Origin of the sequence: Nostoc sp. UIC 10630 (assembly GCF_010747425.1) — a bacterium.
Classification (GTDB): domain Bacteria; phylum Cyanobacteriota; class Cyanobacteriia; order Cyanobacteriales; family Nostocaceae; genus Nostoc.
Genome location: NZ_JAAGOG010000001.1, coordinates 102,768 through 126,672 on the forward strand (window position 1 = coordinate 102,768; position 23,905 = coordinate 126,672).

The 23,905-nt window shown below is 43.3% G+C and carries 26 protein-coding genes; 11 read left to right on the top strand and 15 right to left on the bottom strand.

The features are described from left to right. Window positions 1–11 precede the first annotated feature (11 nt). From G1O98_RS00600 to G1O98_RS00615, 4 genes are all read right to left on the bottom strand, one after another. Window positions 12–416 (bottom strand): CopG family transcriptional regulator, encoded by a 405-nt coding sequence (locus G1O98_RS00600; RefSeq protein WP_163926689.1) that lies wholly within the window; start codon window positions 414–416, stop codon window positions 12–14. Then, window positions 413–1,057 carry an AAA family ATPase gene (locus G1O98_RS00605; RefSeq protein ID WP_163926690.1) on the bottom strand — a complete coding sequence of 215 codons (645 nt, stop codon included), beginning with the start codon at window positions 1,055–1,057 and terminating at the stop codon, window positions 413–415. The genes G1O98_RS00600 and G1O98_RS00605 overlap by 4 nt, the downstream gene beginning before the upstream one ends. A 255-nt stretch (window positions 1,058–1,312) precedes the next feature. Continuing rightward, window positions 1,313–1,699 (bottom strand): hypothetical protein, encoded by a 387-nt coding sequence (locus G1O98_RS00610; protein ID WP_163926691.1) that lies wholly within the window; start codon window positions 1,697–1,699, stop codon window positions 1,313–1,315. A gap of 66 nt (window positions 1,700–1,765) precedes the next feature. Next, entirely contained in the window at window positions 1,766–3,007 is a 1,242-nt protein-coding gene (locus G1O98_RS00615) for a hypothetical protein (RefSeq protein WP_163926692.1), read from the bottom strand. A gap of 370 nt (window positions 3,008–3,377) precedes the next feature. Between G1O98_RS00615 and G1O98_RS00620 the strand changes: the two genes are divergently transcribed. The 6 genes from G1O98_RS00620 (at window position 3,378) to G1O98_RS00645 (ending at window position 9,344) form a co-directional block, all read left to right on the top strand. Beyond that, a complete protein-coding gene (locus tag G1O98_RS00620) occupies window positions 3,378–3,965 on the top strand; it encodes a hypothetical protein (protein ID WP_175586446.1) in 588 nt (195 codons plus the stop codon). Window positions 3,966–3,976: 11 nt separating this feature from the next. Next, entirely contained in the window at window positions 3,977–4,948 is a 972-nt protein-coding gene (locus G1O98_RS00625; protein WP_163926693.1) for an AAA family ATPase, read from the top strand. After that, window positions 4,948–5,991, top strand: a complete 1,044-nt coding sequence (locus G1O98_RS00630; protein ID WP_163926694.1) for a metal-dependent hydrolase — start codon at window positions 4,948–4,950, stop codon at window positions 5,989–5,991. Before G1O98_RS00625 ends, G1O98_RS00630 begins: the two co-directional genes overlap by 1 nt. 138 nt (window positions 5,992–6,129) lie before the next feature. Further along, window positions 6,130–7,215, top strand: a complete 1,086-nt coding sequence (locus G1O98_RS00635; protein WP_163926695.1) for a DUF87 domain-containing protein — start codon at window positions 6,130–6,132, stop codon at window positions 7,213–7,215. Next, window positions 7,202–8,407: a hypothetical protein gene (locus G1O98_RS00640; RefSeq protein WP_163926696.1), complete on the top strand. Its 1,206-nt coding sequence runs from the start codon at window positions 7,202–7,204 to the stop codon at window positions 8,405–8,407. Before G1O98_RS00635 ends, G1O98_RS00640 begins: the two co-directional genes overlap by 14 nt. A gap of 13 nt (window positions 8,408–8,420) precedes the next feature. Beyond that, on the top strand, window positions 8,421–9,344 hold the full coding sequence (locus G1O98_RS00645) for a TolC family protein (protein WP_243458307.1): 924 nt from the start codon (window positions 8,421–8,423) through the stop codon (window positions 9,342–9,344). A gap of 41 nt (window positions 9,345–9,385) precedes the next feature. Here the strand turns inward: G1O98_RS00645 and G1O98_RS00650 are convergent, their stop codons facing one another. Beyond that, complete coding sequence (locus G1O98_RS00650) at window positions 9,386–11,431, bottom strand: DUF4157 domain-containing protein (protein WP_163926698.1); 2,046 nt, start codon at window positions 11,429–11,431, stop codon at window positions 9,386–9,388. Between the two features lie 109 nt (window positions 11,432–11,540). Between G1O98_RS00650 and G1O98_RS00655 the strand changes: the two genes are divergently transcribed. Next, window positions 11,541–11,831, top strand: a complete 291-nt coding sequence (locus G1O98_RS00655) for a hypothetical protein (protein WP_243458308.1) — start codon at window positions 11,541–11,543, stop codon at window positions 11,829–11,831. Here G1O98_RS00655 and G1O98_RS00660 read toward each other — a convergent pair. The 3 genes from G1O98_RS00660 to G1O98_RS00670 all read right to left on the bottom strand — a co-directional run bounded on the left by G1O98_RS00660 (window position 11,781) and on the right by G1O98_RS00670 (window position 15,533). Then, window positions 11,781–13,616, bottom strand: a complete 1,836-nt coding sequence (locus G1O98_RS00660) for a hypothetical protein (protein ID WP_243458309.1) — start codon at window positions 13,614–13,616, stop codon at window positions 11,781–11,783. The two genes, G1O98_RS00655 and G1O98_RS00660, sit on opposite strands and share 51 nt — an antisense overlap. After that, window positions 13,498–14,682, bottom strand: a complete 1,185-nt coding sequence (locus tag G1O98_RS00665) for an O-antigen ligase family protein (protein ID WP_345940513.1) — start codon at window positions 14,680–14,682, stop codon at window positions 13,498–13,500. Before G1O98_RS00665 ends, G1O98_RS00660 begins: the two co-directional genes overlap by 119 nt. A gap of 194 nt (window positions 14,683–14,876) precedes the next feature. Continuing rightward, window positions 14,877–15,533, bottom strand: coding sequence for a hypothetical protein (locus G1O98_RS00670; RefSeq protein WP_163926699.1), 657 nt, complete (start codon window positions 15,531–15,533; stop codon window positions 14,877–14,879). Between the two features lie 413 nt (window positions 15,534–15,946). On the opposite strand from G1O98_RS00670, the gene G1O98_RS00675 reads away from it, so the two are divergent. Continuing rightward, window positions 15,947–16,528: a thermonuclease family protein gene (locus G1O98_RS00675; RefSeq protein ID WP_243458310.1), complete on the top strand. Its 582-nt coding sequence runs from the start codon at window positions 15,947–15,949 to the stop codon at window positions 16,526–16,528. A gap of 95 nt (window positions 16,529–16,623) precedes the next feature. On the opposite strand, the gene G1O98_RS00680 is transcribed toward G1O98_RS00675, so the two are convergent. Then, the gene (locus G1O98_RS00680; RefSeq protein WP_163926700.1) at window positions 16,624–16,902 is read right to left on the bottom strand and encodes a hypothetical protein; all 279 of its coding nucleotides are present in this window, start codon (window positions 16,900–16,902) and stop codon (window positions 16,624–16,626) included. A gap of 165 nt (window positions 16,903–17,067) precedes the next feature. On the opposite strand from G1O98_RS00680, the gene G1O98_RS00685 reads away from it, so the two are divergent. Then, on the top strand, window positions 17,068–18,603 hold the full coding sequence (locus tag G1O98_RS00685) for a pentapeptide repeat-containing protein (RefSeq protein WP_163926701.1): 1,536 nt from the start codon (window positions 17,068–17,070) through the stop codon (window positions 18,601–18,603). Window positions 18,604–18,701: 98 nt separating this feature from the next. On the opposite strand, the gene G1O98_RS00690 is transcribed toward G1O98_RS00685, so the two are convergent. Further along, window positions 18,702–19,286: a DUF99 family protein gene (locus tag G1O98_RS00690; RefSeq protein ID WP_163926702.1), complete on the bottom strand. Its 585-nt coding sequence runs from the start codon at window positions 19,284–19,286 to the stop codon at window positions 18,702–18,704. Window positions 19,287–19,451: 165 nt separating this feature from the next. Next, the gene (locus tag G1O98_RS00695; protein ID WP_163926703.1) at window positions 19,452–19,643 is read right to left on the bottom strand and encodes a hypothetical protein; all 192 of its coding nucleotides are present in this window, start codon (window positions 19,641–19,643) and stop codon (window positions 19,452–19,454) included. 146 nt (window positions 19,644–19,789) lie between these two features. On the opposite strand from G1O98_RS00695, the gene G1O98_RS00700 reads away from it, so the two are divergent. After that, a complete protein-coding gene (locus tag G1O98_RS00700) occupies window positions 19,790–20,374 on the top strand; it encodes a hypothetical protein (protein WP_163926704.1) in 585 nt (194 codons plus the stop codon). 661 nt (window positions 20,375–21,035) lie between these two features. Further along, entirely contained in the window at window positions 21,036–21,626 is a 591-nt protein-coding gene (locus G1O98_RS00705) for a sigma-70 family RNA polymerase sigma factor (RefSeq protein ID WP_163926705.1), read from the top strand. A gap of 600 nt (window positions 21,627–22,226) precedes the next feature. Here the strand turns inward: G1O98_RS00705 and G1O98_RS00710 are convergent. Genes G1O98_RS00710 through G1O98_RS00725 form a run of 4 tightly spaced genes read right to left on the bottom strand, consistent with a single transcriptional unit; the run spans window position 22,227 to window position 23,886 of the window. Next, window positions 22,227–22,646: a single-stranded DNA-binding protein gene (locus G1O98_RS00710; RefSeq protein WP_163926706.1), complete on the bottom strand. Its 420-nt coding sequence runs from the start codon at window positions 22,644–22,646 to the stop codon at window positions 22,227–22,229. 57 nt (window positions 22,647–22,703) lie between these two features. Next, window positions 22,704–23,186: a hypothetical protein gene (locus G1O98_RS00715; protein WP_163926707.1), complete on the bottom strand. Its 483-nt coding sequence runs from the start codon at window positions 23,184–23,186 to the stop codon at window positions 22,704–22,706. A 41-nt stretch (window positions 23,187–23,227) separates the two neighbouring features. Further along, window positions 23,228–23,578 (bottom strand): hypothetical protein, encoded by a 351-nt coding sequence (locus G1O98_RS00720; RefSeq protein ID WP_163926708.1) that lies wholly within the window; start codon window positions 23,576–23,578, stop codon window positions 23,228–23,230. A gap of 59 nt (window positions 23,579–23,637) precedes the next feature. Next, entirely contained in the window at window positions 23,638–23,886 is a 249-nt protein-coding gene (locus G1O98_RS00725; RefSeq protein WP_163926709.1) for a hypothetical protein, read from the bottom strand. Between the last annotated feature and the right edge of the window lie 19 nt (window positions 23,887–23,905).

Genomic DNA, 23,905 nt, shown 5'->3' on the forward strand with positions numbered 1-23,905 from the left:
TAATTACTGCATTACTCTTCTACATCCTTAAGTGCTTCATCCAAAAGAAACCGCACAATTTCAGCCTTTTTTCTTCTAGTCCTTGCCGCTAGCATAGACAGTTTTTGGTGCATGGATTCTGGTAAATCCACAGTTAATCTAATTGTTGCTTCTTTAGGGCTTTCGGGTTGAAGTTGAGACATTAAGCTAGGCTTAGTTGATTGTACTTTCTTGCTTGGATTAGACTCTGGCTCTGGCTCTGGCAGTGTCTCTTTCTTAGAAAGATGCTCCTCTTGGGGAGACTCTAAGACCGCACTTTCCGTTTCTTTATCCTCCGTTGCTTGGATTGAGGAATCCTCCCGCAACGCTGATTCACCGTACACAAACTCATGAGCAAGGGCATCATTTAGGGACTTCCGAGGTTTTTTAGTACTCATTTCACCATCCCCAAAATTTCTTTAAATAACCGCTCATACTCCCGTGCTGACTCTGCCGCTTGACGGCCAGGTAAATCCCAAATTGTTGCAGCTTGACCAAAAGTATCTGCGATCGCTTGTTTCTGGTGAATCACAGTTTTTAACACCGTCGCTTCTTTGGATTTAGATAACAGTGCGATCGCTTCACCTAATAATTTTGTACCCTTAACAGCACGACTGATGAATATAGCGGCTTGGGGCGCACCACCTCGCACAGACTGAGCTTGTCTGATTAATCGCACAGCGTCACTTGCTGACTGTAAATCTAACCCTGTGGGCTGACAGGGAACTACAGCTAGATCGGCTCTAAATAATATTGCTCTGCTGGCTTCAGACAAACCGGCTGGTCCATCTATTATTAGATGGTCACATTGCGCTGCTAACTCTGGGATTTGCTCTAAGAGATCATCAGGTGATTGCAGCACAGTTGTAGGAATTTTGATATCATCCATCGACTGAAGCCAAATTGAGCTGCTACGTTGAGCGTCAGCATCTAGCAAATGGACTTTGTGACCTTTACGGGATAACCAGCACGCTAGATGAACGGCAGACGTAGATTTTGAGCAGCCCCCTTTTTGATTGACAAGGGCAATTACTGACATAGTGCATTACTGCATTAATTACTGCATTACTGAATTGATGCAGTAAGTATAACTTGAAAGTGTGTATTTAAGGGTTATTACAACCGAGGAATTCAACCAATATCACAAGTATTTACTGCATTGATTACTGCATTGATTACTGCATTAAGTATAAACTTTCTAGCGATCACTCCGTTAAGCTTGCCAAATACAAGCGAGGAAATGTGAGATGTGCCAGTTGGGGCGATCGCGTGAGCCAGATTATTCGGAAAATGCTTATCTACCGATGTTCTGTCCCCCTACGAGACCGCCGACCCCGACTTCGATTTGTGGAGCGGAAGGCTCGTTCAACGTCACTTTCGTTCCGTCCAATTTGATAATTAGGACGCTGCCAGGCGGTAGATCGCAATCCTTCTTGACCACAACCCTCGAACCGCGGGCATCGACGATGACCCCGCACTTCCACAAGCGCAGCAGGCTGGCGACAAGGCGGTAAAACGCGTTGCCAACAAGAATAGCCAGAATAACCGTTCCAATCCCCAGAACGCCGTGTTGCTCGAGCTCCTCCACGTCGGCCGCCCCAACCTCTTGAAGAGCAGCAAGCACGTCTTGCGTAGGTTCATCGTCAAAAGAAACCTTAACCTTCAGTTGATCCTGATTCATGTGCATCCCTCCGTATTCTTAAAGAGTAAGTTGGTCACTGTCACCGATGACACGTATCGCCTTCGACTAAGTACAGCTTGCCAGTTGAAAACTGCGGGCAATGTAGCCCTTCCACAGGGGCGACGGCCGGACACCTTGCTGGTGAGAGAGCACAAGGGGGAAAGAGCCAAGCTCATAGACCTTTGGAAGCAGTGCGTCTGTCATGCCGCACAGCTCCTCCGCGGCGGCAACTTCCAGCGGTGTCACATGTGGCGCGAGAGAGGTTGCTTTGCCGCGCAAACGATTCCGGCGAGAAAGCCCATCGGGATGGGTGCAGCTCGTCCAGGTCAATTTGTAAGAACCGAATGCCATCAGACCCAGAGCGCGATCCAGAATATCGAAGCAGGTGAGAGCTAGGTTACACCCCCAAAAACACGTCGCCCAACTGATGCCACTCCGGCGGGCAAGCTCACTCAGCACGACTAAGCTCTGCTCGTCGGCTTCGTATTCCTGCTCCCACGCCTCCAGCACGTTTTTTGGCTTCTTGCCCAAGTGGCCAAGTGTGATGTGGGCAAGCTCATGAGCCATTACGAACCGCTCCATGTACCCAAGCAACAAAATCGCCACGAAGAGGTTGTGATTCGGGCGAGGAAGGGGAGTCGGATTGGCGATGGGAGAACCGGAAGCCACATAGGTATACAGGGAACCGGCCCAGGATTCAGAGGCCTGAAACGGCATAGTATAATGGCGGACGAGTTGAGTGAGAGCGAAGTCATCGTTCAACTGGGCGGGGCAGAGGGGAGGTGTAGCCCAAGCGATCAGCTGCGCCATGTCCATGAAGAACCGAAACAAGCCTTGCTCGAAGAACATCACAGGGGCTTTTGTCTTCGGTTCAAGCACGATCCGCGCGTTCACGTCGCCGGAAGGTAGCGTGGCAGGGAATGGCAGTTCGCGGAGCGCCTTACCGAAAGCATCTCCCACCGTATCGAACAGCATGGCCATCGTCAAGTAGCTGCTGCGCGTCTCGAAATATGTAGGTGGCGGGAGCGCGGCGTAGTACTCGTAGACTTGCGCCACCTCCTCATCAAACTGCGCCCACTCTTCAGGCGTGAGGGCATCGAAGATGCCGAGCTGGTTCTTCCATGTCTGCGGTAAAATATCGGGGCCCGGGGGCAAATCTTTATTCAGATGAGCAAATGCCTTCGCAGGGTCTTGGCCTAGTCCCAGATCGATGGCCAAGAGACGGTATGCATCCTCCTGCTCTTCCTGCACAAACTCACGCACAGCAGCAGGCCATGGTCGCGGTTCCTTGTGCTTAAACGTTTGCATGGTGACACCTTCCTTCTGTTGATTAGTAGCCGAACCGAGCTATATTCCCGTCTAGTACCCTCTCAATATCTACACATCACTATTAACGCTGTTTTCTATAAAATATTTATCTTTCTATCTGTAGATAAGAGTTTCTATCAAAAGACTTAGTGGTGAGTGAGCATCATCCAGATAACGGCAGTTTTACTGATCGAATGGCTGCAATCAACGCTGCTTATCAACAGGCAAAGGAAGCTAGTTATAAATGCGGTGATTATGATTGGTAAAGTTGTCTGCCAAAACTTCACAATACAATCAGTAAGTTTACCGTACAGTCTGCCGGATTGTATGCCCGACAATGGTATAAAAACTGGCAGACAACAAGCGGACTATGGCAGACAACCAACCAGATACCACTCAAAATGATGTAGAAAATTCCAAAATTTCCATATTAGAATTGCAAGAAAAATATGGAATTGGTCGAGATCCTTTGTACGCTCGAATGAGATACTTGCAGATAAAGACTTGGAAGCTGTCAGGTAAGGCTTACTTGTATGCCGATCAAGTAGCTCACATGGATGCACTACACGACCATATCAAATCAACTGGACGTATGGAAGGCTACCCAGTACCGCCAGCATCTGGGCCAATCGAAGACGAGCAGCCAGCAACTACAACTACCTTGGCAGTCGCCGAGACTCAGCAAGTTACAGCCCCAAATTACACACCCAAACAGAAGCGATCGCAGTCTTCACCACAAGATGATGTAGCAGCCATAGTCAACAGCGCACAAAACAAAGCGGCTGGGACTTTAATAGCTGAGAATGTATTGGCTCAACACTTCATTCAAAACCCAGACCTGTTACCAGACGAGCTAAAAACCAAGATTAAAGAATCTGCACAGATGCCAGGTATTGACCCTTTCGCATACGCGGACTCATTGATCAATATCGCAATGGGTTTTATCACCGCGGCCTAAAATTTCTCGGTATGGTGACAACTGGGGTAATTGTTGCTGTTAACGGGCTAAATCCCTTATCAATGCTGACATTGGGTATAGGGGGAATATTAGCGATCACCCCTAAACTCACCCCCAAAGTTTCCTCTAAGAATGAGGCAGCACCAACTGAACCAGAAATAATACCGGGGGAATTCAAAATCTACAGACAAGCCGAACTCAACCGCACAACAGCCTCACTGCTAGCAGATGGGGCTATCCTCATTGCTGGTGAAGATGGTAGTGGTAAGTCTGTACTAGCCAGTGCTGTTGTGGAGAAGCTACAAGCTGACGGGTTTATGGTGGCGTATGTTGAACCGGCTACGCCTAAGCAGATGCTTTTGGAGATTGCCCATCAGTTCGAGATACCCACTGAAGATTTAGAGGGTAAGTCACTGACGGCTGACAAACTCAAAAGGGCGATCGCCAGTTTCTTAGAGGAAAACACAGCTTTCCTAATCCTCGATGACGCTCACTGTTGCGATGCCAAATTTAGAATGTGGCTTAAGCAGTTGCGACGGGGTGGCGCTCCTATGCTGCTTTTAGCCACCGACCCTCCACGTACCGACATTTTTATAAATATTCCCCGAATTGAACTGCGGCCCCTGCCAGAGTACGCAATTCGGGAGATTATGATTCAGGCTGCGGCGGAAAGAGCGATCGCCCTCAAACCCTCCGAACTTGCCAAGCTCCAAGAACGCGCTGGGGGTAATCCCATGCTGGCGGCTCGTGCAGTGGACGAGGAATATCTAGGGTTAGATGTCGAATCAGGCGACCATCGTCGCTATTTTGACATCACACCTTTAATACTCCTGGCGGGAATTGCCTTTGTGATTATGAGGTTCATCGGGTTGGGAACCGGCGATCAAGCCTTGTACATTTTTGGAGGTATCGCGGCGGCGGTATTCCTCGGACTTTCTCGCCTTCTGTATAATCTGCCACCAGAAGACAGGAGGATACGGTAATGCTAGGCATTTCGCATCTATTAATTAGTGGTACTGCCACAAGCCTATTACTGGGAACAGCTAGCCCGACGATGATTGCTGTGGGTGCGATCGCAGGTCTTCTCCCAGACATTGACATTTCCACATCCCCGGCTGGTCGTGTTCTCCCGTGGGTGAGTAGCTTCTTTGAGAGCAGAATGCCCCACCGCAGCTGCACTCATAGTTTGGTTGCCAGTGGTGCGATCGCAGTTGTTGGATATGGTGCAGCGCTGTTTAATCCTTCTTTTTTTAATCTCATTCATGCCTTAAGTATCGGGTACTTCTTCGGGTGGTTCGCGGATGTTTTCACCCGTGGCGGGGTTGAGATGTTTTGGCCTAGCCCTGTGCGGTGCGTCTGCCCAGGTAACAGGAACTTGAGGCTGAGGACTGGGAGCAATGCTGAGTACTTCATTTTAGTGATGTTGGTTGCGATCGCTCTGGCAGTTTTTAACGTAAATAACTCAGGCGGAATTTTAACCCAATTTAACCGCTTAATCGCTTCCCCCTCTGGTGTACAGCACATTTTTAATGAATCGGGTTCAACTCATTTGATTAAAGCAAATATTCGCGGGGTGCGGACGGGCGATCGCTCTAAGGTAAATGGGCAATATCTAATTATCCAGGTGCAGGGAACTGGATTTTTGGTACAGAGTGACGACGGGAGGATTTACAAAGCTTCAACTGAACCGGACGCACAGATTTTCTTAGAGGAAATCACCGCCGATGTGGGACGACCTGCCATTACTAATATTGAGGCGTTGACCTTGGAAGATGAGCCGATTGGGAGTGCGATCGCACAATTCAACCGCACTGGGGCAATGGTTTTTGTAACTGGACAGCTAACGGTTGATGGGCTGGAAACTTCAGGTTTACCACGCGACCCGTATCAATTCCCTGTTATTAAGGCCACTGATACCAGCATCACTCTAGAAGCTGCACCCCTTGCAATTGTCCAAAGTAAGCTAGGTGAGGAATTCGCAACAGGCCAGCTACAAATAAGGGTGATTAATAGCAGTAGTCAATAGTCCCCACTCCCCACTTCCCTTTTTACTCATACCTTATGCCCAATGCCCAATGCCTAATGTCTAACTCCAAAATCTAAAATCTAAAATCTAAATCCTAATTCCCCATTCTCTATTCCCTACTCCTAACTTAATAACCCGATGCCCCCTAAACCACTACCAGCAGCCACCTTAAAGCCTAATCAATCTAAGAAAAGTACTACAGAATCAGCAACAGACGGTATTTTGTTGGGTGACAAAGTTTACTGGAATCCTGCGAATTTACCTAATGGTCACTTTGCTATCATTGGCGCTTCTGGCTCTGGGAAAACCCAAACTCTGAAAGCGATCGCTTATGAACTCCCGCGCTTCTATCCGAGTGTACGCTGCATAAGCATAGATTTTCATGGGGATTTAGGGCTACCAAATGAGGTATGCTATCCCCTCAACATGGAATCACCCTATGGCATCAACCCTTTAATAATTGATTTAGATACTAAAGGCGGGGGGCCATCACTACAAGCGATCGCAGTTGCAGCCATCCTCAAAAAAGCGCTCACAATGGGCGTGAACCAGGAAGGGCTAATCATCGACATCCTGACCACTTGTTACAAACAAAGGGGAATTATTCAAGATGAACCCGCCACCTGGAGGCGTGAACCTCCAACATTCGCTGATGTGCGAGAGGAGATAGAAAATAGAATTGAGGACGGCTGCAAAGAATCTTCTAAACTTGCCCTTAAGCTAGCGGCGATGTTTGAGTATGGTATCTTCACTCGTCCGCAACCGTCGCTAGATGCTCAGATTATCAGGTTTGATTTGTCAGCATTGGGTAAGGTTCCTGGATTAGGTGCGATCGCATCTGAAGCCATTATCAAACAAGTAATGGATGCTCACCGCATCATGGGGGAAATTGAAGGAAAAATTCCCAGGACGTACACATTTATTGATGAAGTCAAAGAACTTAAGTCATCTAGAACTTTAAATATTGTTTTTGGAGATGGCCGTAAATATGGGCTTTGTGCTGGAGTGGCTTCTCAGCTAAAAGAGCAAATGAGTAAAGAAATTATTGCAAATAGTGCAACTAAGATTGTTTTACCTGTCGATCAGACAGAAGTTAAGGCGGTTGCATCATGTTTTCGCTTTTCTGATAGTTTAGTAGGTAATTTGCAACCACTTCAAGCCTTGGTGAGAATGGGCAAGGATGGATACCAAGTTAATATAAAACCATATTATGAAAGAATTTAATATCAATAATTTAATTACTTATCTTTGCATTGGGCTAGCTGGACTAATTTTTACAACTAAATATTATCCCCAGAATCAAACAGCAGTTGCAGAATCTAATAAAAAGGCTGTTGTTGAAACTACTAAGCCTGATGCAGTAGAGGAAGAAGTAGACGATTCTGCTATTTCAATCCTTCAGCAGAACCGCCCTTTAAGAATGAGTATTAGTGTTGATAATCCCTCATTTTTCAAGGTCAAACTTAATCAAGAAATTAAAAAAGGTGATGTAATATCTGATAACTCCACAGAGCGCGATCGCTTGGATAAACAGAAAAAATCTGTCAAGTTGCAAATTGATAATCTTAAAAGCAAGGTCATTCCTGAACCCTTCAAACCTACCCAAGCACTAGGGCTAAAGCCGTTACCACCAGCTATTTTCTCAGAGGAAAGTGCAGCGATCGCACAATCTAAAATGAAGTTATCCCAGGCTCAATCCTTACTGGAAGCACGTACAGAGCTATTAAAAACTGATAATCCAGAGCGACGGGCTGAATCTGAAAATGCTGAAGCGGGATTTCAGATTGCATCCCAAAAGGTTGCAGAACAAGAGCAAATGATTCAGTCGATGCGTGATATGAAACTTTCAACTGAAATTCTGCAACATGAGGAGGCTAAATTAAAGCAGTTGCAATCGGAAATGGATCAGGCTAACTCCGCGCTTGACCAGAGCAAAGCCAAGCTCAACGCTTCTGCTATCCTCCAGCAGCAGGAATTACAACAGCTTCAGATAAATGTAAGATTGGCGCAGTCTGATTTGGAGGTTGCAGAGTCTCGCTTAGTTGCTGCCCAAAACCGTCGTCAATTAACAGAATATGATGCAAATCTCAACGAGGCGAGACGGCAACAGCAAGAGAATCAGACACAGCAAGAATATTCACGGCAACAGCAGCAATATGCTCAGTCTGTAAGAGATAGGGATTACCAACTAGCTCAACTCAATATTTCCCTAGCCACAATCGAGGATAAACTAGCACAAATCCCGATGTTGCGATCGCCCCGTAATGGTTACATTAAGCGCATAAAACCGTGGACTGGGGTAAATGGCAAGTACACCACAACTATTACTATTAGCGCTGCTACTGTTTCCTCTAAGAATGGGGGAAGTACAAGCACAGTCACCCCCACCAGTCCCAATCAAAGTACCAGCCACTAAAAGCCCGAAAACCTTGCCAACAGCGCCAAGTGGGGAAAATTCCGAGACACCGGACAAGACAACCCCTGAAGTTCAGCCACAGGAGGAATTAACGCCAGAGGAGGCACAGCAGGCTGATCAGGATGCTGATTCTAAACTTCCAAAACCTGAGCAAAATCCTTTTAATAAGCCCAGCATTGATGTGATTCTTGAGAGGGAAATGAATGATGATATGTGGCGGCTACTACGCGGGGGGTTGCCGTGTCTTGAAACGTCGGCTGTGTGCTTACAGCAACTTCAGGAGAAAGCGATCGCACAAAGTCCCCTACTAAAAGAAATTGATACCCGCATCACCGAAGCTAATGACCGGATTAATGAGGCGAAAGCGGGAAATCAAAAATCTATCCGGCTAGCAATTCTTACTCCGGCGCTGCAATATCTTTTAGGCCCTACTCCCACAGCAGGGCAACCACAAGCGGCAGGTACAGGATTAATTGATAATTTGGCCGGGATATTTAGTGGTAAAACAAACTTAATTAATGGGTTGTTGAATGTGATTGGTATACCCCTTTTTCAAGGTATTCAAGGTGGCAATGATCAAGCACAAAGTCGAGCAATTCAAATTTCTGATTTACAGGTAAAGGTAGCAGAACTTCAACGCAGCCGCGCACAATTGGCAGATACTATCAGGGATAAAGTAGCCCAATCACTTATCAGCTTTGATGAGGCAAGGACAGACTTTCAAACCGCCCAGGTAGTAGCAAGTAGGGCAGTTGATCAGTTCAAAGTGTTTGAACTACGCTATGTAAGAGGTAATAGTGATACTGAAAGTTACCTGACGAGACAGAATTCTTTAGACAATACAAAAGCCCAAACTTATAGAGCCTGGGCGAAGATGAGACGTAGTTTATTTGAAATCAAGTTGCTTGTGCTGAGTGTCAAGGATGCGGAGATTTGAGGGGGATGGACGAAAATATGCCCACCACCTCCCTCCGTTTTTCATTTGCGATCGCCACACTTCTCATGCATTACTTCTATGCAGTTCCGAAGGGAAGCACTAGCCTCAGCTATCTGTTTCATGTGATCTCCAAAACCTGGATCGTCTTTTGAGAAGCACTTTTGCTGAAGCGCTGTCCGTCCAGCAACACAACCCATGCCTGCTGAAACCTTGGCTGTGGCAGAAGTACAGTCATCACCTTGAAGTGAACAGCTTCTTTTTTTATCGCACGATTCGTGCAATTCCTGATTAAGAGTGGTAACAACTTCGTCCGAACACTTTTGACTCTTCTTTTTCTTTTCCTCTTTCTCTTTTTCCTTTTCCTTTTCTTTATCTTTATCGTCTTCTATCTTTTTCGCTATCAAGGGCGCGGCCACGATTATCATAATAATTAAAACTATAATACCTATGACAAATCCAATAACTGCACCTGGAGGCCCACCTACTCCTGCACCTATTCCTGCACCTACAAGTGGCGGAGCGAGGACGGTTCGTTGAATGCTATCTTGAGCAATCCCTGAATCAGAAGCGCTAGAGACTGGATCAGGAGACAAAAAAGGAGCAGAGATTGATGACTGCAAATTTAGCAAAATAGATTCGATGGTAGATACCGAAACTAAGTTTCTTCCGGGAGTAGTTGCGGAAAGTACGGAATCTGTTTGTGCAACAATTCCAGGCAGGTTTATTGAACCTTGTGATTTTTCACGCAATGTTGCAAAATACCCATTTAAAGTTGCTATTTGGTTGTCTGTTAAAGAGAGGAACTCTTGCCCAGAAATTTTCTGAATTGCTCCACTAATCTGCACAAGTGCGCTGGCTTTCTCTTTTGCCCAGTTATAAATATCACTACCCGCTTGAGTGACAGTATCGACGGCTGCACCACCTTTCTGCTTCGCCCAATCAACGGCATCACTACCCGCTTGGGTGACAGTATCTACTACTGCACCACCTTTCTGCTTCGCCCAATCAACGGCATCACCTCCAGCTTGAGTAACGGTATCTACGGCTGCACCACCTTTCTCTTTCGCCCAATCAACGGCATCACCTCCAGCTTGGCTAACAGAATCAACCGCTCCACTGGCTTTCTCTTTCGCCCAGTCTAAAACACCCCCGCCTGAACTACCTTCTAATTCTTTCTTTTCTTCGTCATCTTCAAAAAGTGACCACCTTTGTATCCCAGGCTCAGAAATTGCTGATACATTGGGAGACCTTTGTACTTCCGCTTCCTCGTTTTCGCAAGCTGAACACTTTAACTGAACAATTGGCTGTTCAGAAATTTGTTTTGTCTGAACTGCACCCGTTTGCTGCACCACATGGGTCAACTCATGAGCAGTCAAAGCATCCTTCGCAGGAGCCTTCCCCGCACCAAAGTAAACATCCTGCTTGTGGGTAAATGCTTGAGCATTCAAATCCTGGTTCATCTGCACGGCTTCGCTGCCTGTATGCACCCGCACCTGGCTGAAATCAGCGCCAAAGCGGGGTTCCATGAACGATCGCACCTCATCCGGTAGCGGGCTGCCCCCACCTTTACTGCTATTGAGCCGACTTTCAATATTACTCCCTGCCTGTAAGCCACCATCAGTAGCCGTTTGTATGGATGGTTTAGTTTGTACTTTGTCTTCTTCCTGTTCACAGGCTGCACATTTGCGCTGCAAGGAATCTTGTACAGACTGTACACTTTGAGCGTTAACTTTATCTGGCACAACCATCCGCATTACCTGATTTGCCATCCAATCCGCTTCCTGCTCATATTTGTCCCCTGGTTCTCCCACCGTCAATTTTGCTTGGGGACGACGCAATGCTATGCGGCTAATATCATGACCAAAAGACGGTTGCTCAAGGGCTTGTAATAACTTGGATCTCTCATCAGCTGCCTGTGCTTCTTGCTGGTCGGTTGATTCTGAGGTTTGTGCTTGAATTATATTATTCGTTAGTAAACCAAAGCCCCGCACTGGGTTCGCCAGGATCGGAGTATGTGGTGAAACAAGGGACGGATTGGAAAAAGTTGATGTAGTTGCTTTCTTGCGCCCAAACGTGCGATCGCTCATCTCACCCTTCCATCATTAATGGGTACAGCCGTGATTATTGTGCTAGGCATTTTTACCAAACAAATTTTACAATTTATCAAAATGCATACGCTATCGACTTTAGTCTAATTTGATCACAGCAGATACAATTCAGGATAAAGTAGCTCAATCATTAATTGCTTTTGATGAGGCGCGGACTGATTTTCAAACTGCTCAGGTAGTAGGGTCAAGGGCAATTGACCAGTTCAAAGTTTTTGAATTGCGTTATGTTCGCGGCAACTCTGACACCAAAACTTATTTAACCAGACAAAATACTTTAGATAATCAGAAAGCTTCAACCTATAGAGCATGGGCAAAGATGAGGCGATCGCTATTTACAATTAAATTGCTGGTTCTTAGCGTTAAGGATGCGGAGATTTAATTTACCACTCTTCCAGCCTTGGTAAATGAGGGGTTTATCGCTTTTGTATACATCATAATGCGATGCCTGCGGCGGGCTGCGCCAACGCCAGTCGTGAAGCTGTCCGTTTCTCCAAACTTTGGGCAGTTCTCGTCCCTGGTGTTGTAGCTTCAATCTAATATTCTTAGAGGATATATACTCAACGCGATCACCTACTTTCAACTGAGAATTGATTAATATTAACCGCTTAAACTTCTCCCAAGTGCCGTAACTTTCCTTTTCTCCAATTTCTAAGCCAAAGCCACTAATCCCTTTGCCTGTAGCAGTGGCAGTTAAAATCTGGTCATCTGGATAGCGTTTCACATTGTTGTTAACAGCACCAAATTGCAGGTTAATTGGAGCGATCGCAAGCCATGTTTTCTCTAATTTAATAAACAGGTTTCCTCTAAGAATCTCAATTTGAGCAGACTTAGGCAGGAAGAATTGAAAAGGTGAGGCAGTCCGGTCTTGGGGGTTTCCCCCATGAGGAACTGCCGGTGCAGGTTTATCATTCAACCAGATTGCTAAATTCTGATATTGTGCGATCGCATTATTACCCTGCGATGAGGTTGATATCTTATCAGCATCACTACCTGATGCTGCAATAAAATAATCAACGCCTCGGCGTGAGTTGTAAGCCATCAATTTAAACCCGTTCCAGTCTCCGCCAGAACCTTGCGCTAGTGTACCAAGCTGAAAACTGTTACCAAAATACAGAGTTTCATAAAACTGTGGCTGGTCACTTCCTCCAGGTTTCCAGTTCTCATAAGTCGGTTTTGAGTTGAGCAGTTCCAGTGGTTTAGTAAACTGCTTCTGTGCTAGTGCCACAGCTGCTAGTGGCGGACGGTAAGAACTGGTAACAAGGTGGACTAAATCAGAATCCTGTGTATTATCCTGTACTGGTGAATCACCAAAATATAGACCCAGTGCGCGGGATGCACCAGAACACCAAACACAATTACCATCACTGTAATCACGTTTTGATGGCCCACCAAATCCACCACGCCAATATTTCAATGCACCCGTAATAGTAAACCAATCTAAGGCTGATTTAGCGATCGCTCTCACTTCCTCATCTTTGGCAAAATCATACAAGTTCACATAGGTGGTCAATCCGTGACCGAGATAAGCCTCGCTATCCCATTCACCTTGTCCAATCATGTAAAGTGATCGCACCTTAGCCGCTATTCTTGATTTGTATATTTGCCGTGTACGCTCGTTTCCAGCCTCTTCTGCCATTAAATAAGCGCTAGTTTCCCGCATTGCCCGGAGGTTGTCTGTGTTGCGGCAATCAATCCAGGTATCACAATCATCCTGTGAGTTTTCCCAAAACTTTCGCGGTGTGGGGAAGTGGTGAGTTAAGGGATCGTCGGTTGTAAATATCCTCATTGCTTGCCTCATCCTGGTTTTATAACTGGGATTGAGGAACTGACCAAAACCAAAGTATTTTCTAATCTGCCCTTTTAAAGTAAACCCAGAGTAAAAATCAAAACCTAGTACGTGACCATTCTTAGAGGAATCAAAATCTTCAGACTGGAGAAAAGCGATCGCTTGCTCTCTGTTTCCTCTAAGAAAATCAATCATCGCCCTTGGATAAGATTGTTTCTCATACTCATAAGCAGTACTTCCATACTTTCCAGGTTCAAACTTACTTAAATATTGCTGCTTTCGCTCTTGAAATCCAGCTTCTAACTCTGGAGTCCATTGAGCCAAAACGGGTAACTGATGATTGATTACTAATAAAATCGCCGTGATTAACCTTTTCATAGCCGAAGAAACTTAAAGCCCACCAAAATATGTGTGTATATTGGGCGCATTCATACCATGTGAAAGTGAAAATTAGGTATGCGATGGCTACTGCCCCAATATCCCTATAAGGCGATTTGACTACACACCACAGGCACAAACTTATTAACCCCAAATACACACCTAAACCTATGATTCCCACTGATAAGGCAGAATCAATAAACAGATTGTGGGCTTTAGTTGCTGTCGTCGGCAGAGTTTTGATTGTGCCGTCTGGAAGATGCGGGTAAGCAATTTCAAAGCCATCAAAGCCCCATCCAAAGGGACGCATTTTGATTCTGGTGGTTGATATTTTCCAAAGATAAGTTCTATCTGATGTAATTTGATTGATAATTGAGTGATTTTCAATATTTCTAGCTGTGGATAATAAGCTGATGGTTAAAATGCAAGCGATTGCACCAGTGAGAATCAATTTATAATGCTTTTTTCCTAACAGATAACCACCACCAACAACAAAGGCGAGTAATCCGGCTCGTGTTTGTGTAAGCAAGAGAGCCGGGATAATTAGAATTAAAGTAACTTGTGCAAACCTCGCATTAACCCACGAACTACGTCGTCCTGCAAGGGCTATTATGGCTATTGCTGCTAGAGTAAATGATGAAAAACCTCTGTGAGAGTATAAGCCTATGGGCTGCTGCTCCCGATAAATAGCACTTTGAAGAATGTGACTTTTGAATAGTTGCCCTGATGTAACAGTGTAATCAATATGCCAGTTGAAAACTTGAGGAAAAATACTTGAAGCGAGAATTACACCGCCAATTAAAAGCCCTTGAAGCTGCTGCTTTCCTACCTCCGGTTTTAATTTCAATACCAGAGCATTACTCAGCATGAATATAGTAATTAATCCCCAGTATAAAAGCCCATCTTTTGCGGTGGATTGTCCAAGGAGCGATCGCACTGGGTCGGGGCTATTAATGGTTGCTAATACCCCAATTAACAAAAATAATCCCCACAGGAATACTACTAATTTCCAAACTTTAGAAAACTTTAACAAATTGGAGCTTTGAGAAATTATAAATACATTCACAATTGTAATTAGTTCAACAGCTAGGATTTTAGGCTGACTCCAAATCATTCCCCTATTCATACCAAAGGGATTTATTAAAATAATACTCAGGCAGAAAAGTAAAGTAATTAATTTATTCATATATCCATAAAAAAAACGTGAGGTTGATAATTCAACCTCACTTTGATAGCTAATTAATCATAATAATTATTAATTTAGCTTCCACCACCAACACTCAGCCAAGATGCAGGTACGTAGCCAATACCAGAGGTACATTTAGGGGCTGCCATAGCATCAGGCAAACTGGCTACTGTATAAGTCGTTGAGCCAACTTTAAAAGTAGTTGGAAGTGGTGCAGAATCACTACCTTTAAAGCTTCCAAATCCGCAGGCGTTTATCTTCACTGTTTTCACAGTCGCTTTAGGAATGTCGAGTGTGGCGCTAGATCCTGGTGTATTTCCAACTAAAACCACCTTACCATCAGGTGTTTTAAAATTCGCGCTTCTACTTTCTGCAAAACTTCCACTTGTGCAAGTTGGGAGTAATTGAGTTGGTAATGAAGCAATGGTGACTGTTGTTGAGTTGACTTTAAGTGTTGGTGATGTCCCAACAGTAGAACCAGAAAGCACAATCTCACCACAGCTACCAGCCAACTTTGAGGAAACTTTTGACACGTAGCCAATATCAGCACTAATGCTAGAGGAAGCTGTGCCATGAAAGTAGATCACAGCCGAACTTCCAGAGCCAACACGGTAAACATCGGCACTACCATATTGAATTGCATTAGCTGGGAAAATAGAACTAGCGATCGCACTAAGTGTAGCAGTGCCAACTAATCCTACTTTAATTATTTGAGACTTTTTATTTTTCATACATTACCAATCTCCAACTAGCTTTTTGTCGTTTCTTTACACCATATTTGTCGGTAAATCATGGCTTTGAAATCGGTAAGCACACTGAAGAATAAATCTTTTATTTCAACCTGTGTTAGTTCTGATACATCTAGAATTTATACAAAGATTTAAAAAACAAATATGAATATTAAACACAATAACAGAATAATTACTTGTCTGCCAGAAATGAACTTATAAAAACGAATTGTCTGGTAGATAGTTAATCATAAATCATAATTGTATGCTCAAGAAAATTCTTATCTTCTGGTAGACATTTGCAGAATATTAAAAGTGTCCGGCAGACAGTTGTGATAAGTCCGCATCCCATAAAGTTATAAAAGTAAAGATAACTGGGCAAACTAATAGAAGTATAAGAGCCGAGATAATCATCAATGCCCAAAAAGCTCCTGAATAGCCCAGTTTTCTTACTTGCCTCTATCGTCTCTTTCATCGCCCTCGCTGCTGCACTTTCCCCCAAAACTAGATCGCTTGTAGAAGCTGCGGCAGATTCCAGATCACCCCGCGCAATGGCACTGTCGCAACAATGGACAGTTGCGAGTGTTGCTGACGGAGACACGATAACTGTCCGTCGCGGTGGCGAAACTAAAAAAATTCGGTTTTGTGGAATTGATGCACCCGAAAAAGCCCAGCCACTAGGCAAAGAATCAAAAGCTAATTTACAGAGACTAGTTAATGAGGTTGGCGGTAGAGTGATGATTACGCCAATTGAAAGCGATCGCTATGGTCGCACTGTAGCCGAAATTTTTTCCTCTAAGAATGGCGTGGAAAAGTCCCTTAATGAGGAGCAGCTATCAAGCGGAAACGCATATATCTACACCCAATATGTAGGGAAATGTCCCAATAAAATAGCTTTTGGGAATGCGGAGGTGATCGCCCAATCTAAAAAGCTAGGTGTATGGTCAGGTAATTATCAACGCCCTTGGGATTATCGAAAACAACAGCGTAATAGATAACACCCTTGTATAAACTTTGAGTAGATTGAACAGCGATCGCTAATTGGTATGATTGCGGAGGGGAAGTCAAGCCCGTCATCTTAGCAATTAATTTTTTAGTTCTTTATTTCTGCTAAAACCTTGTCAAGTCTATCGTTTGCGTCCTTAGCAAGTTGAATGCAACGCACACTTGAAACCAAACCTCCAGTAGCAGCAACAGTTCCTTCTGAAATTTTATTTGACAAAATTAGCCCAGCGCCTACAAATCCAATAAAGAAAGATACTGTGGTGGCAACCAAGGACAGGTTAAAACTGTAACGTGCTTGGCGCAAGCGTTCTTGGGTAATGGACAGTTCGATTGTGGAATGAGCATTAGGAGTTGGTTCGTTATTCATGGATTTTACAGAGGATTTAAATTTCATACTTCTACTGTCGAGTCAAATCCTTGAAATACTGACTAGACAATGATTGTTTTGTAAATTACTTGTGTCTTCTGTATGATTGTCATGTGTCTTAGTTGTGATTGCGTAAATACTCGCTGATAAAACATCTTCTAAACCATGACTGACTCTAGCAAGGCTAGGAAAAACAAGAAAATAACCTACGCAGCCTCAACACAAAGTATAGAGAGGGCAGAAAATGCTTTGAGAAGGTTAGGTTTCGAGTCAAAAAGTAATTTTGCACAATCTCAACTTATAAGCCGTAGTACAGTTACCAAATTTTTTCAAGGTCAGCCAATTCAGCTTGATTCTTTTAAAAGGATATGTAAAGCACTGAAATTAAATTGGGCTGAGATTGCAGGGATAATAGAAGAAGGACAACCAGAAAGTTTAGGGATAAATAGTTATAGTAGCCTTGATACTGAACAGGTGGTAGAGCAAATGCAGGTATCTCACCGTAAAGTAACTGTAATAGATGAAAAAAGTAAAAAAATTAAAGCGGTTATTACCTTAGAAGGTGATATCAATTCAATTGACAATTGGAAAATTATTGAATCCATAGCACGACAATATTCAGGAGACTCAATAAATATTCTTGATATTAAAGCAGGCAGCATCCGATTAATTATAGAGGGTTCACAAGAAGATATCAAACGGCTTGCATCTCACATTAAATCAGGAGAATTAGCAGAATTAAGTGGTTTTCCTATTGAAAATATTCAAATTTTGAATGAGGGTTTAGATGGTGAGGAAAGTGATGAACTCGATGATAAATGGCGTTTAGTACAAAAGATTGTCAATCATGCAGTAAAGGATCGAAATTTAAGAGGTGCCGACTTAAGTGATGCCGACCTGAGCGGTGCCGACTTGAGCGGTGCCGACCTGAGCGGTGCCGACTTGAGCGGTGCCGACCTGAGCGGTGCTAACCTGAATCGTGCTAACCTGAACCGTGCTAACCTGAGTGGTGCTTACTTGGTTGATGCAGACCTGAGCGATGCCGGACTGCTTGATGCCAACCTGAGCTATGCAAATATGAGGCTTGTTAACTGGAGCCGTGCCTACTTGGTTGATGCTGACCTGAGAGGATCTGATCTGAGAGGAGCCGACCTGAGCCGTGCTATCCTGAACCGTGCCGTAATTGACGAGACAACAATAATTAGCAACAAATGGCGTTTGGTGTGGGAAATTGTCAATCAGGGATCTGAGGGTCGAGACTTGAGTAGTGCCGACCTGAGCGGTGCCAACCTGAGTAGTGCCAACCTGAGTAGTGCCGACCTGAGCGGTGCCTACTTGAACGGTGCCTACTTGAACGGTGCCTACTTGAGTAGGGCTAACTTGAGTAGGGCTAACTTGAGTAGGGCTAACTTGAGCCGTACCTACTTGGTTGATGCCAACTTAAGTAGTGCCAACTTGAGCGCTGCCAATCTGGGCTATGCCAACCTGAACCGTGCCAACTTGAGTCGTACTGACTTGAGAGGAGCTTACCTGAGAGGTGTCAATATGAACGGTACGGATCTGAGTGATGCAAATGTAGAAAATGCTCGATTCGCAAATAATCAAGGAATTTCTGAATCTATAAAACGTGACTTAATTCAAAAAGGAGCCATTTTTGAAGATTCTCTTGGCGATAGCTCCAGAACTCTGCTTCCTCACTAAGGATAGTAGTTGTTAGCGATCGCTCCTTATTCCCCAAAACCAAAAAAGTCAGTTGATTATATAGCAGTGCGCGTTCTCCCTAAAGAGCGTCTTTTGTCTTAAGCCGAGCTGCCACTTTCTCCAGTCATGACAGCAGATGTAATTAAATGTGCCAACCGTAGAGCTTCTGGCACTTTACCACAGTCAGTTAAGCGGTGAAGTACCCCAGCTACCACAGCAGGTTCTTCACCGCTAACTTGGAAAAAAAATGGTGAATAATCATAAATCGGGCCCGCAAGCTGCAAAAGTTTCTGTCGCTGTTGGAAGTCTGGCAGACGATTCATAGCTTCTTCAACAGCAACTAAATCAGGTTGGCGGCGCATCACGGTAACGCAGGGTAATTGCAGGCGGTCGGCTAATTCTGGAAGATTGACGAGGTTAAACCCGCCAAACCCAATTCCATCTAATAACAAGATATGTAGTTGTGGTAAAAACTTTCTTCCAATCAACAACTTGCAGATGACTTCTGTGGCATCAAAACCATCTTGTTGTACTTCGCCCCACACCATACCTTCAAATCGAGTTCCTGCACACACCACCCCAGCTATAGAAACATTGCCACCAGCACCCCGAATAAAAGGAGCATCATCAAAGCCAATAACGCGAATAGTACGATTGAGTTTCAGGAGAGATTCAAGGTTCATTAAGCTATTGTTTGGTGGCTAAAGTGGCATTTCGTCAATACGCTTTACCCTAAGTATCAGTTCGCCACCTAGTAATTCAACTAGCTTTTTTACGGTTTCAAATCTAGCCTGATTGGGGTAATCACAACCCTCTTAAATAGGGCTTACTGTAAATGAAATAAATGGTCACGATTGCGTTTCTTTCTTTTGCTTTCTATTACTCTCAACAACTTGTAACACAATATCAAGATAGTTAAAAACAATTGCTGCCTTGCTCAAAATGGGCTGTGAAGGATCAAGGCAGGTAGAAGCAACTATGCACAACGCAGCCAGTAGCTTGATAGCACTGTTTAACCGACTGATTTTGTTGTCTGTCATTTTCTATCACTTCCAGCTTAATTGCTGATCAATGTAGAAAAACGCCTTTCTGTGACAACATTGAGCATTTATGCTGATTTAAAAAAATCATGTCACATTTTAGTTGCATATATCATTTAATATTTAATGCACATGAGAGTAGAATTATGAGTAAAAGACGAAGTATTCCAAAATCTAGAACTTTAAAAATTCGGAATCAAACTGTATCAAGAACTCTTCCTAAGAAAACTCCTGCAAAAGTTGCTAATAAGGCTCTTGATTGGGAAAAGATAAAAATTCAGTTAAATTACCAGAGCAATCATGATGAAATTATGAATTATGATTCTGAAGGAATTTATTTTCTACGCTTATTCGACTACTTTGATGATGAGCAACCTGATAATATCTTGATAGATTTAAAAGATTTTGACTGGAGTATTGAATTACTAAAAATTCTGCTTGAATACTACAAAATTGTATCCTTGCCAAATTTTTCTGAAGAAGAAGAAGCAAAACTGCTTAATATTTTAGAATTGTCTAATTTTGATGATGATTTAAGTAGGTGGATAGACATATTAGATGAATTAATTGCTCATGAATTATTGTTTAATAATTCCAGCAATTTATATTTTATTCATTACCTAGACGATGATGAAATTTTCCACTTTAGAAAGATACTGGAACATTATTTACAGGATAGACAAATTTTGGTTAATAAAGATATCAACATAGCCAAGTCTATGATGAAATAAGGTTACTTAGTTTCTAGAGTACATACTTTAATAATCATTGACTAGTCAGAGGAGAGAACTATGTATATATTAGGGTGTTTGCGTAAATCTAAAATTCAAAACGACAAAGTTGGCTTTAATACTTACTGCTATACACAAATTGAGCCAATAACATAAAAAGTAAAGATTTTCATTTGTAAGCACTTTGATTACAACTTTTCGCATTAGTTTGTAGATCAGCAGTAATGATAATGGGCAAATAATTGAGATAAAAAGTAGGCCTTTGTAGTTTAACTGCAAAGGTCTACTTTTTAGTGGCTAAAATTTTTCTCACTTTCGTAATAATATTGGTCACTAAAACTATATAAATATTAAGTAATGCTTAATTTTGTTAGCGCTACAAAGTTGATGCCTTATTTGTATTGATATATACAAACTAATCAAATTGATGGACAAGTTTGCCCCTGTAAGTAATTCTTTGGGGATTTTGTTATTTCTAACACTTATTATATTAAGCAAATTTAGGCTGTCACATTGTATCGCTATTAATCATTAATTAGACAAGTAAGAGGGAAAAATAACGAGTATTAACGATATTAAAAACTAAATATGACTATTTACTGAGCTACATCACATTTTTTTCTAATAAACGCTAAATTCACTCAAAGGAGCAATGATAGGAATGTGCCAAAGCAAAACCACAATAGTAGAAAGAGTAATTACATTAGCACGGCTAGATCAGCTTTTTCCTGCCTTAAAGGAGTTAGAGCTTTACACAAAACTAGCTCTTAGTTTTACTTTTTATTTACGAAAGTATAACCTTTTGGGTCAGTATCAACCTGAAGAAATAATCTCTGAAGCAATTTGTCGTCTGTATCAGGCTCAGAAGCAGAACAAGCTGATTCCCAACAATAAGGTAAAAGCATGGTTAAGAGAAACAGGTTTTCGTCATATCAAAGAACTTGCTCTAGAAAGAAAAAAATGGAATAGTGTTATTAAATCAGTGATTTATTATACTCTTCCCTTTAAGGAAGATAACAAGCTTAATTTGGAGTACGAAGAGAATACCACTAAAGTACATGAAATTCTTCAACAGATGAATCCTGACGATAGTCAACTCCTAATTTGGAGAGAATTAGAACATAGATCATGGGAATATATAGCTAGTCAGTTGGCTAATAGTGGAGAAATTGTTACAGTAGCCACGCTTCGCAAAAGAGGACAACGAGCAAAAGACGCATTTAGAAAAATTTGGAGAAAAAAAATGTTATAACAATATAGTTTTTACTAGATTAGTCTTCTTTTTTTTAACCCAAGATACAGTATAGCACATTTAATAAAATAGAGCATATAAATTTATTTTGGAATAAGAAAAGAAGACTGATGTTTACATTAGAAAAATTTAATACAACCCTCTTGCAACGTTCTTAATATTGCTAGATTTTTTGTACGTAATTATTCTGTAAAAGCACATGATTTAGTAGTCTATATAAGGAGGAGCTAAAATTACTCATAAATGAATTTATGGAGATTTTAGTATTACCTTAAATAAGTTTGCTCAAATTAAATATGTATTTTTTCAAATGAATTGTTTCATTGATTTTGCAGCTAATTAAAACTTGTGAGCAAGATTGATGACCAAAGCGATACCTGCGGTGGGCTACGCCTAAACATTCCCAGATAAATCTGTTAACAGATTAATAATCAAGCCATGTGTGATCGCCCACTTCTTCCAGAACCGCTAAAAAAATACGGGAGCGTGGCTGGTCAAGCGTCCCCTGAGCCAGCCCAAGCAGACCAAACAAGCGAATAAAAAAGCAGCAGAAGTGGTTGCCCACTACTGCCGCCGTCGCTGCTTGGTCTACTTGCCTCGCTAGTCCAGCCGCGCCAAACCCCGAACTTTCTCCGGCAGTGGATCAACTTCGGTTTTTGAAAGTGGTTTAAAAGTTATCAACCGCTCGTAGGCGTTTGACCCGTCCTCAGCTTTCCCAGTGCAACGACTAAACCAGATTGCTGGGTCGTACTTGTTCGCCGGCGATCGCCTGATGAACTGCTGACCACCCCAGCTAACAACCGCCGCTCCGTGCTGGTCAGACTTCTCCACAGTTGCACCAATGCCCGACCAATCAAAGATTTTAAACGATTCCAACGAATATTGGTAATTTGGTGCAGTCCTGGGGGTTAGCTGTTCTACCACCGCCGTCAGCTTCTCCAGCGAAACAGCTATTTTCTCAAGTGCTAGCGTTTGCCGCTGCTGTATCTGTAGCCAAGTGTGGGTTTCCTCTGGTGTCATGCTTCAATAGTCCTTGTATTAGTTCTGGGGGAAAGCGATCGCCTCCCCCTAGTGTTCCTAAAATTTGCTTTTGATTAACCTGCGCGTAGCGTCAACCTTCACAGATGTAAACCTGTACCATTTGGTGATTTTGGCGAATTTCTTCACCCAAAACTCGGCCTCCTCCTGGGTGAACAAAAAAGCTCGGTGTTTCTTGCCCCAGTAAGGTTTTTCAATCACTCTTGCCCAATACAGGCCAGTATTGCGATCGCACACCAGCCAACGAGCGTTTAGCTCTAGTTGTTGCAGATGCCTGACTCTGGCTGTTACTGCAATAATGGTTTCAATTTGAGTGTCGAGATATCCAAAGCTTTGGTCACTAATGTAGTTGAGGTAGCCGCGAATGCTTCTTCGTTCATCCTTGTTCAACTGGTCATAAATGGTTTTCCAATGGGGCGACAACATCAAAGCTTCTAGTTCCTCATTTACGTAGTCGTAGCGGTAAAGCTCTTGAATCCTGCGGCAGGCCGCCAAATATTGTGCTGCTCGTTCTGATGTCATACTTGGGTCGCGCCCCGGTTCAATGCCGGGGCATTCACAGGTTAACTATTGGCTTGCAGTTCTAATCGAGCGATTGCTTCCCGTTTTTCCAATTTCAGCACCGAAAACTCATTGCGGCGAAGACAAAGCTGGATGAAAGCTTGCTCTCGCTTGCTGCGGTATTGGCTCAAGATTTCCTGCTGTTCCCAGTATTGGAGGTGTTCATCTAAGAGTTCTTGGCGTTTGGCCTTACGTTGTGTGTCGTTGCGAAGTGTAGTATCAAATGCAACTTGAGAGTCAATATCAGCCTCAATTTGCTTAATGGTGGCGTGGGTCTGCTCAATGGTCAGGTCTAGGCCCAATACTTCAGCTTGCAGTTTGGCGATCGCAGTTGGGTATTCGTTGAGGTTCATGATTAAAGCCTTAGTTTTTAATTGGTTTGCTGTTGGGGAGCCGTAGCCCCCCTGTGTGGTTAGAACCAAGCTGAGTTGTAGTAGTCGTTTAACAAATCTCGTTTTTCTTGAACTAACTCGAACTCTGCTTCTAAAGCTTCGTTGTCAACATCTAGCTGTAAATCTGCGATCGCTTTTAAAATCTGTTGAATGTCTTGGCTGTCGCTGCCGACTGTGTAATGGTTTTGTAAGAAAGCTTCAGCCTTGCTAACGAACTGCTCAAGGGTTAGCGCTAATTGACTTGTAGAAGATGGTGCTTGAATGGTCATAATAGGATCAGATTTGTTT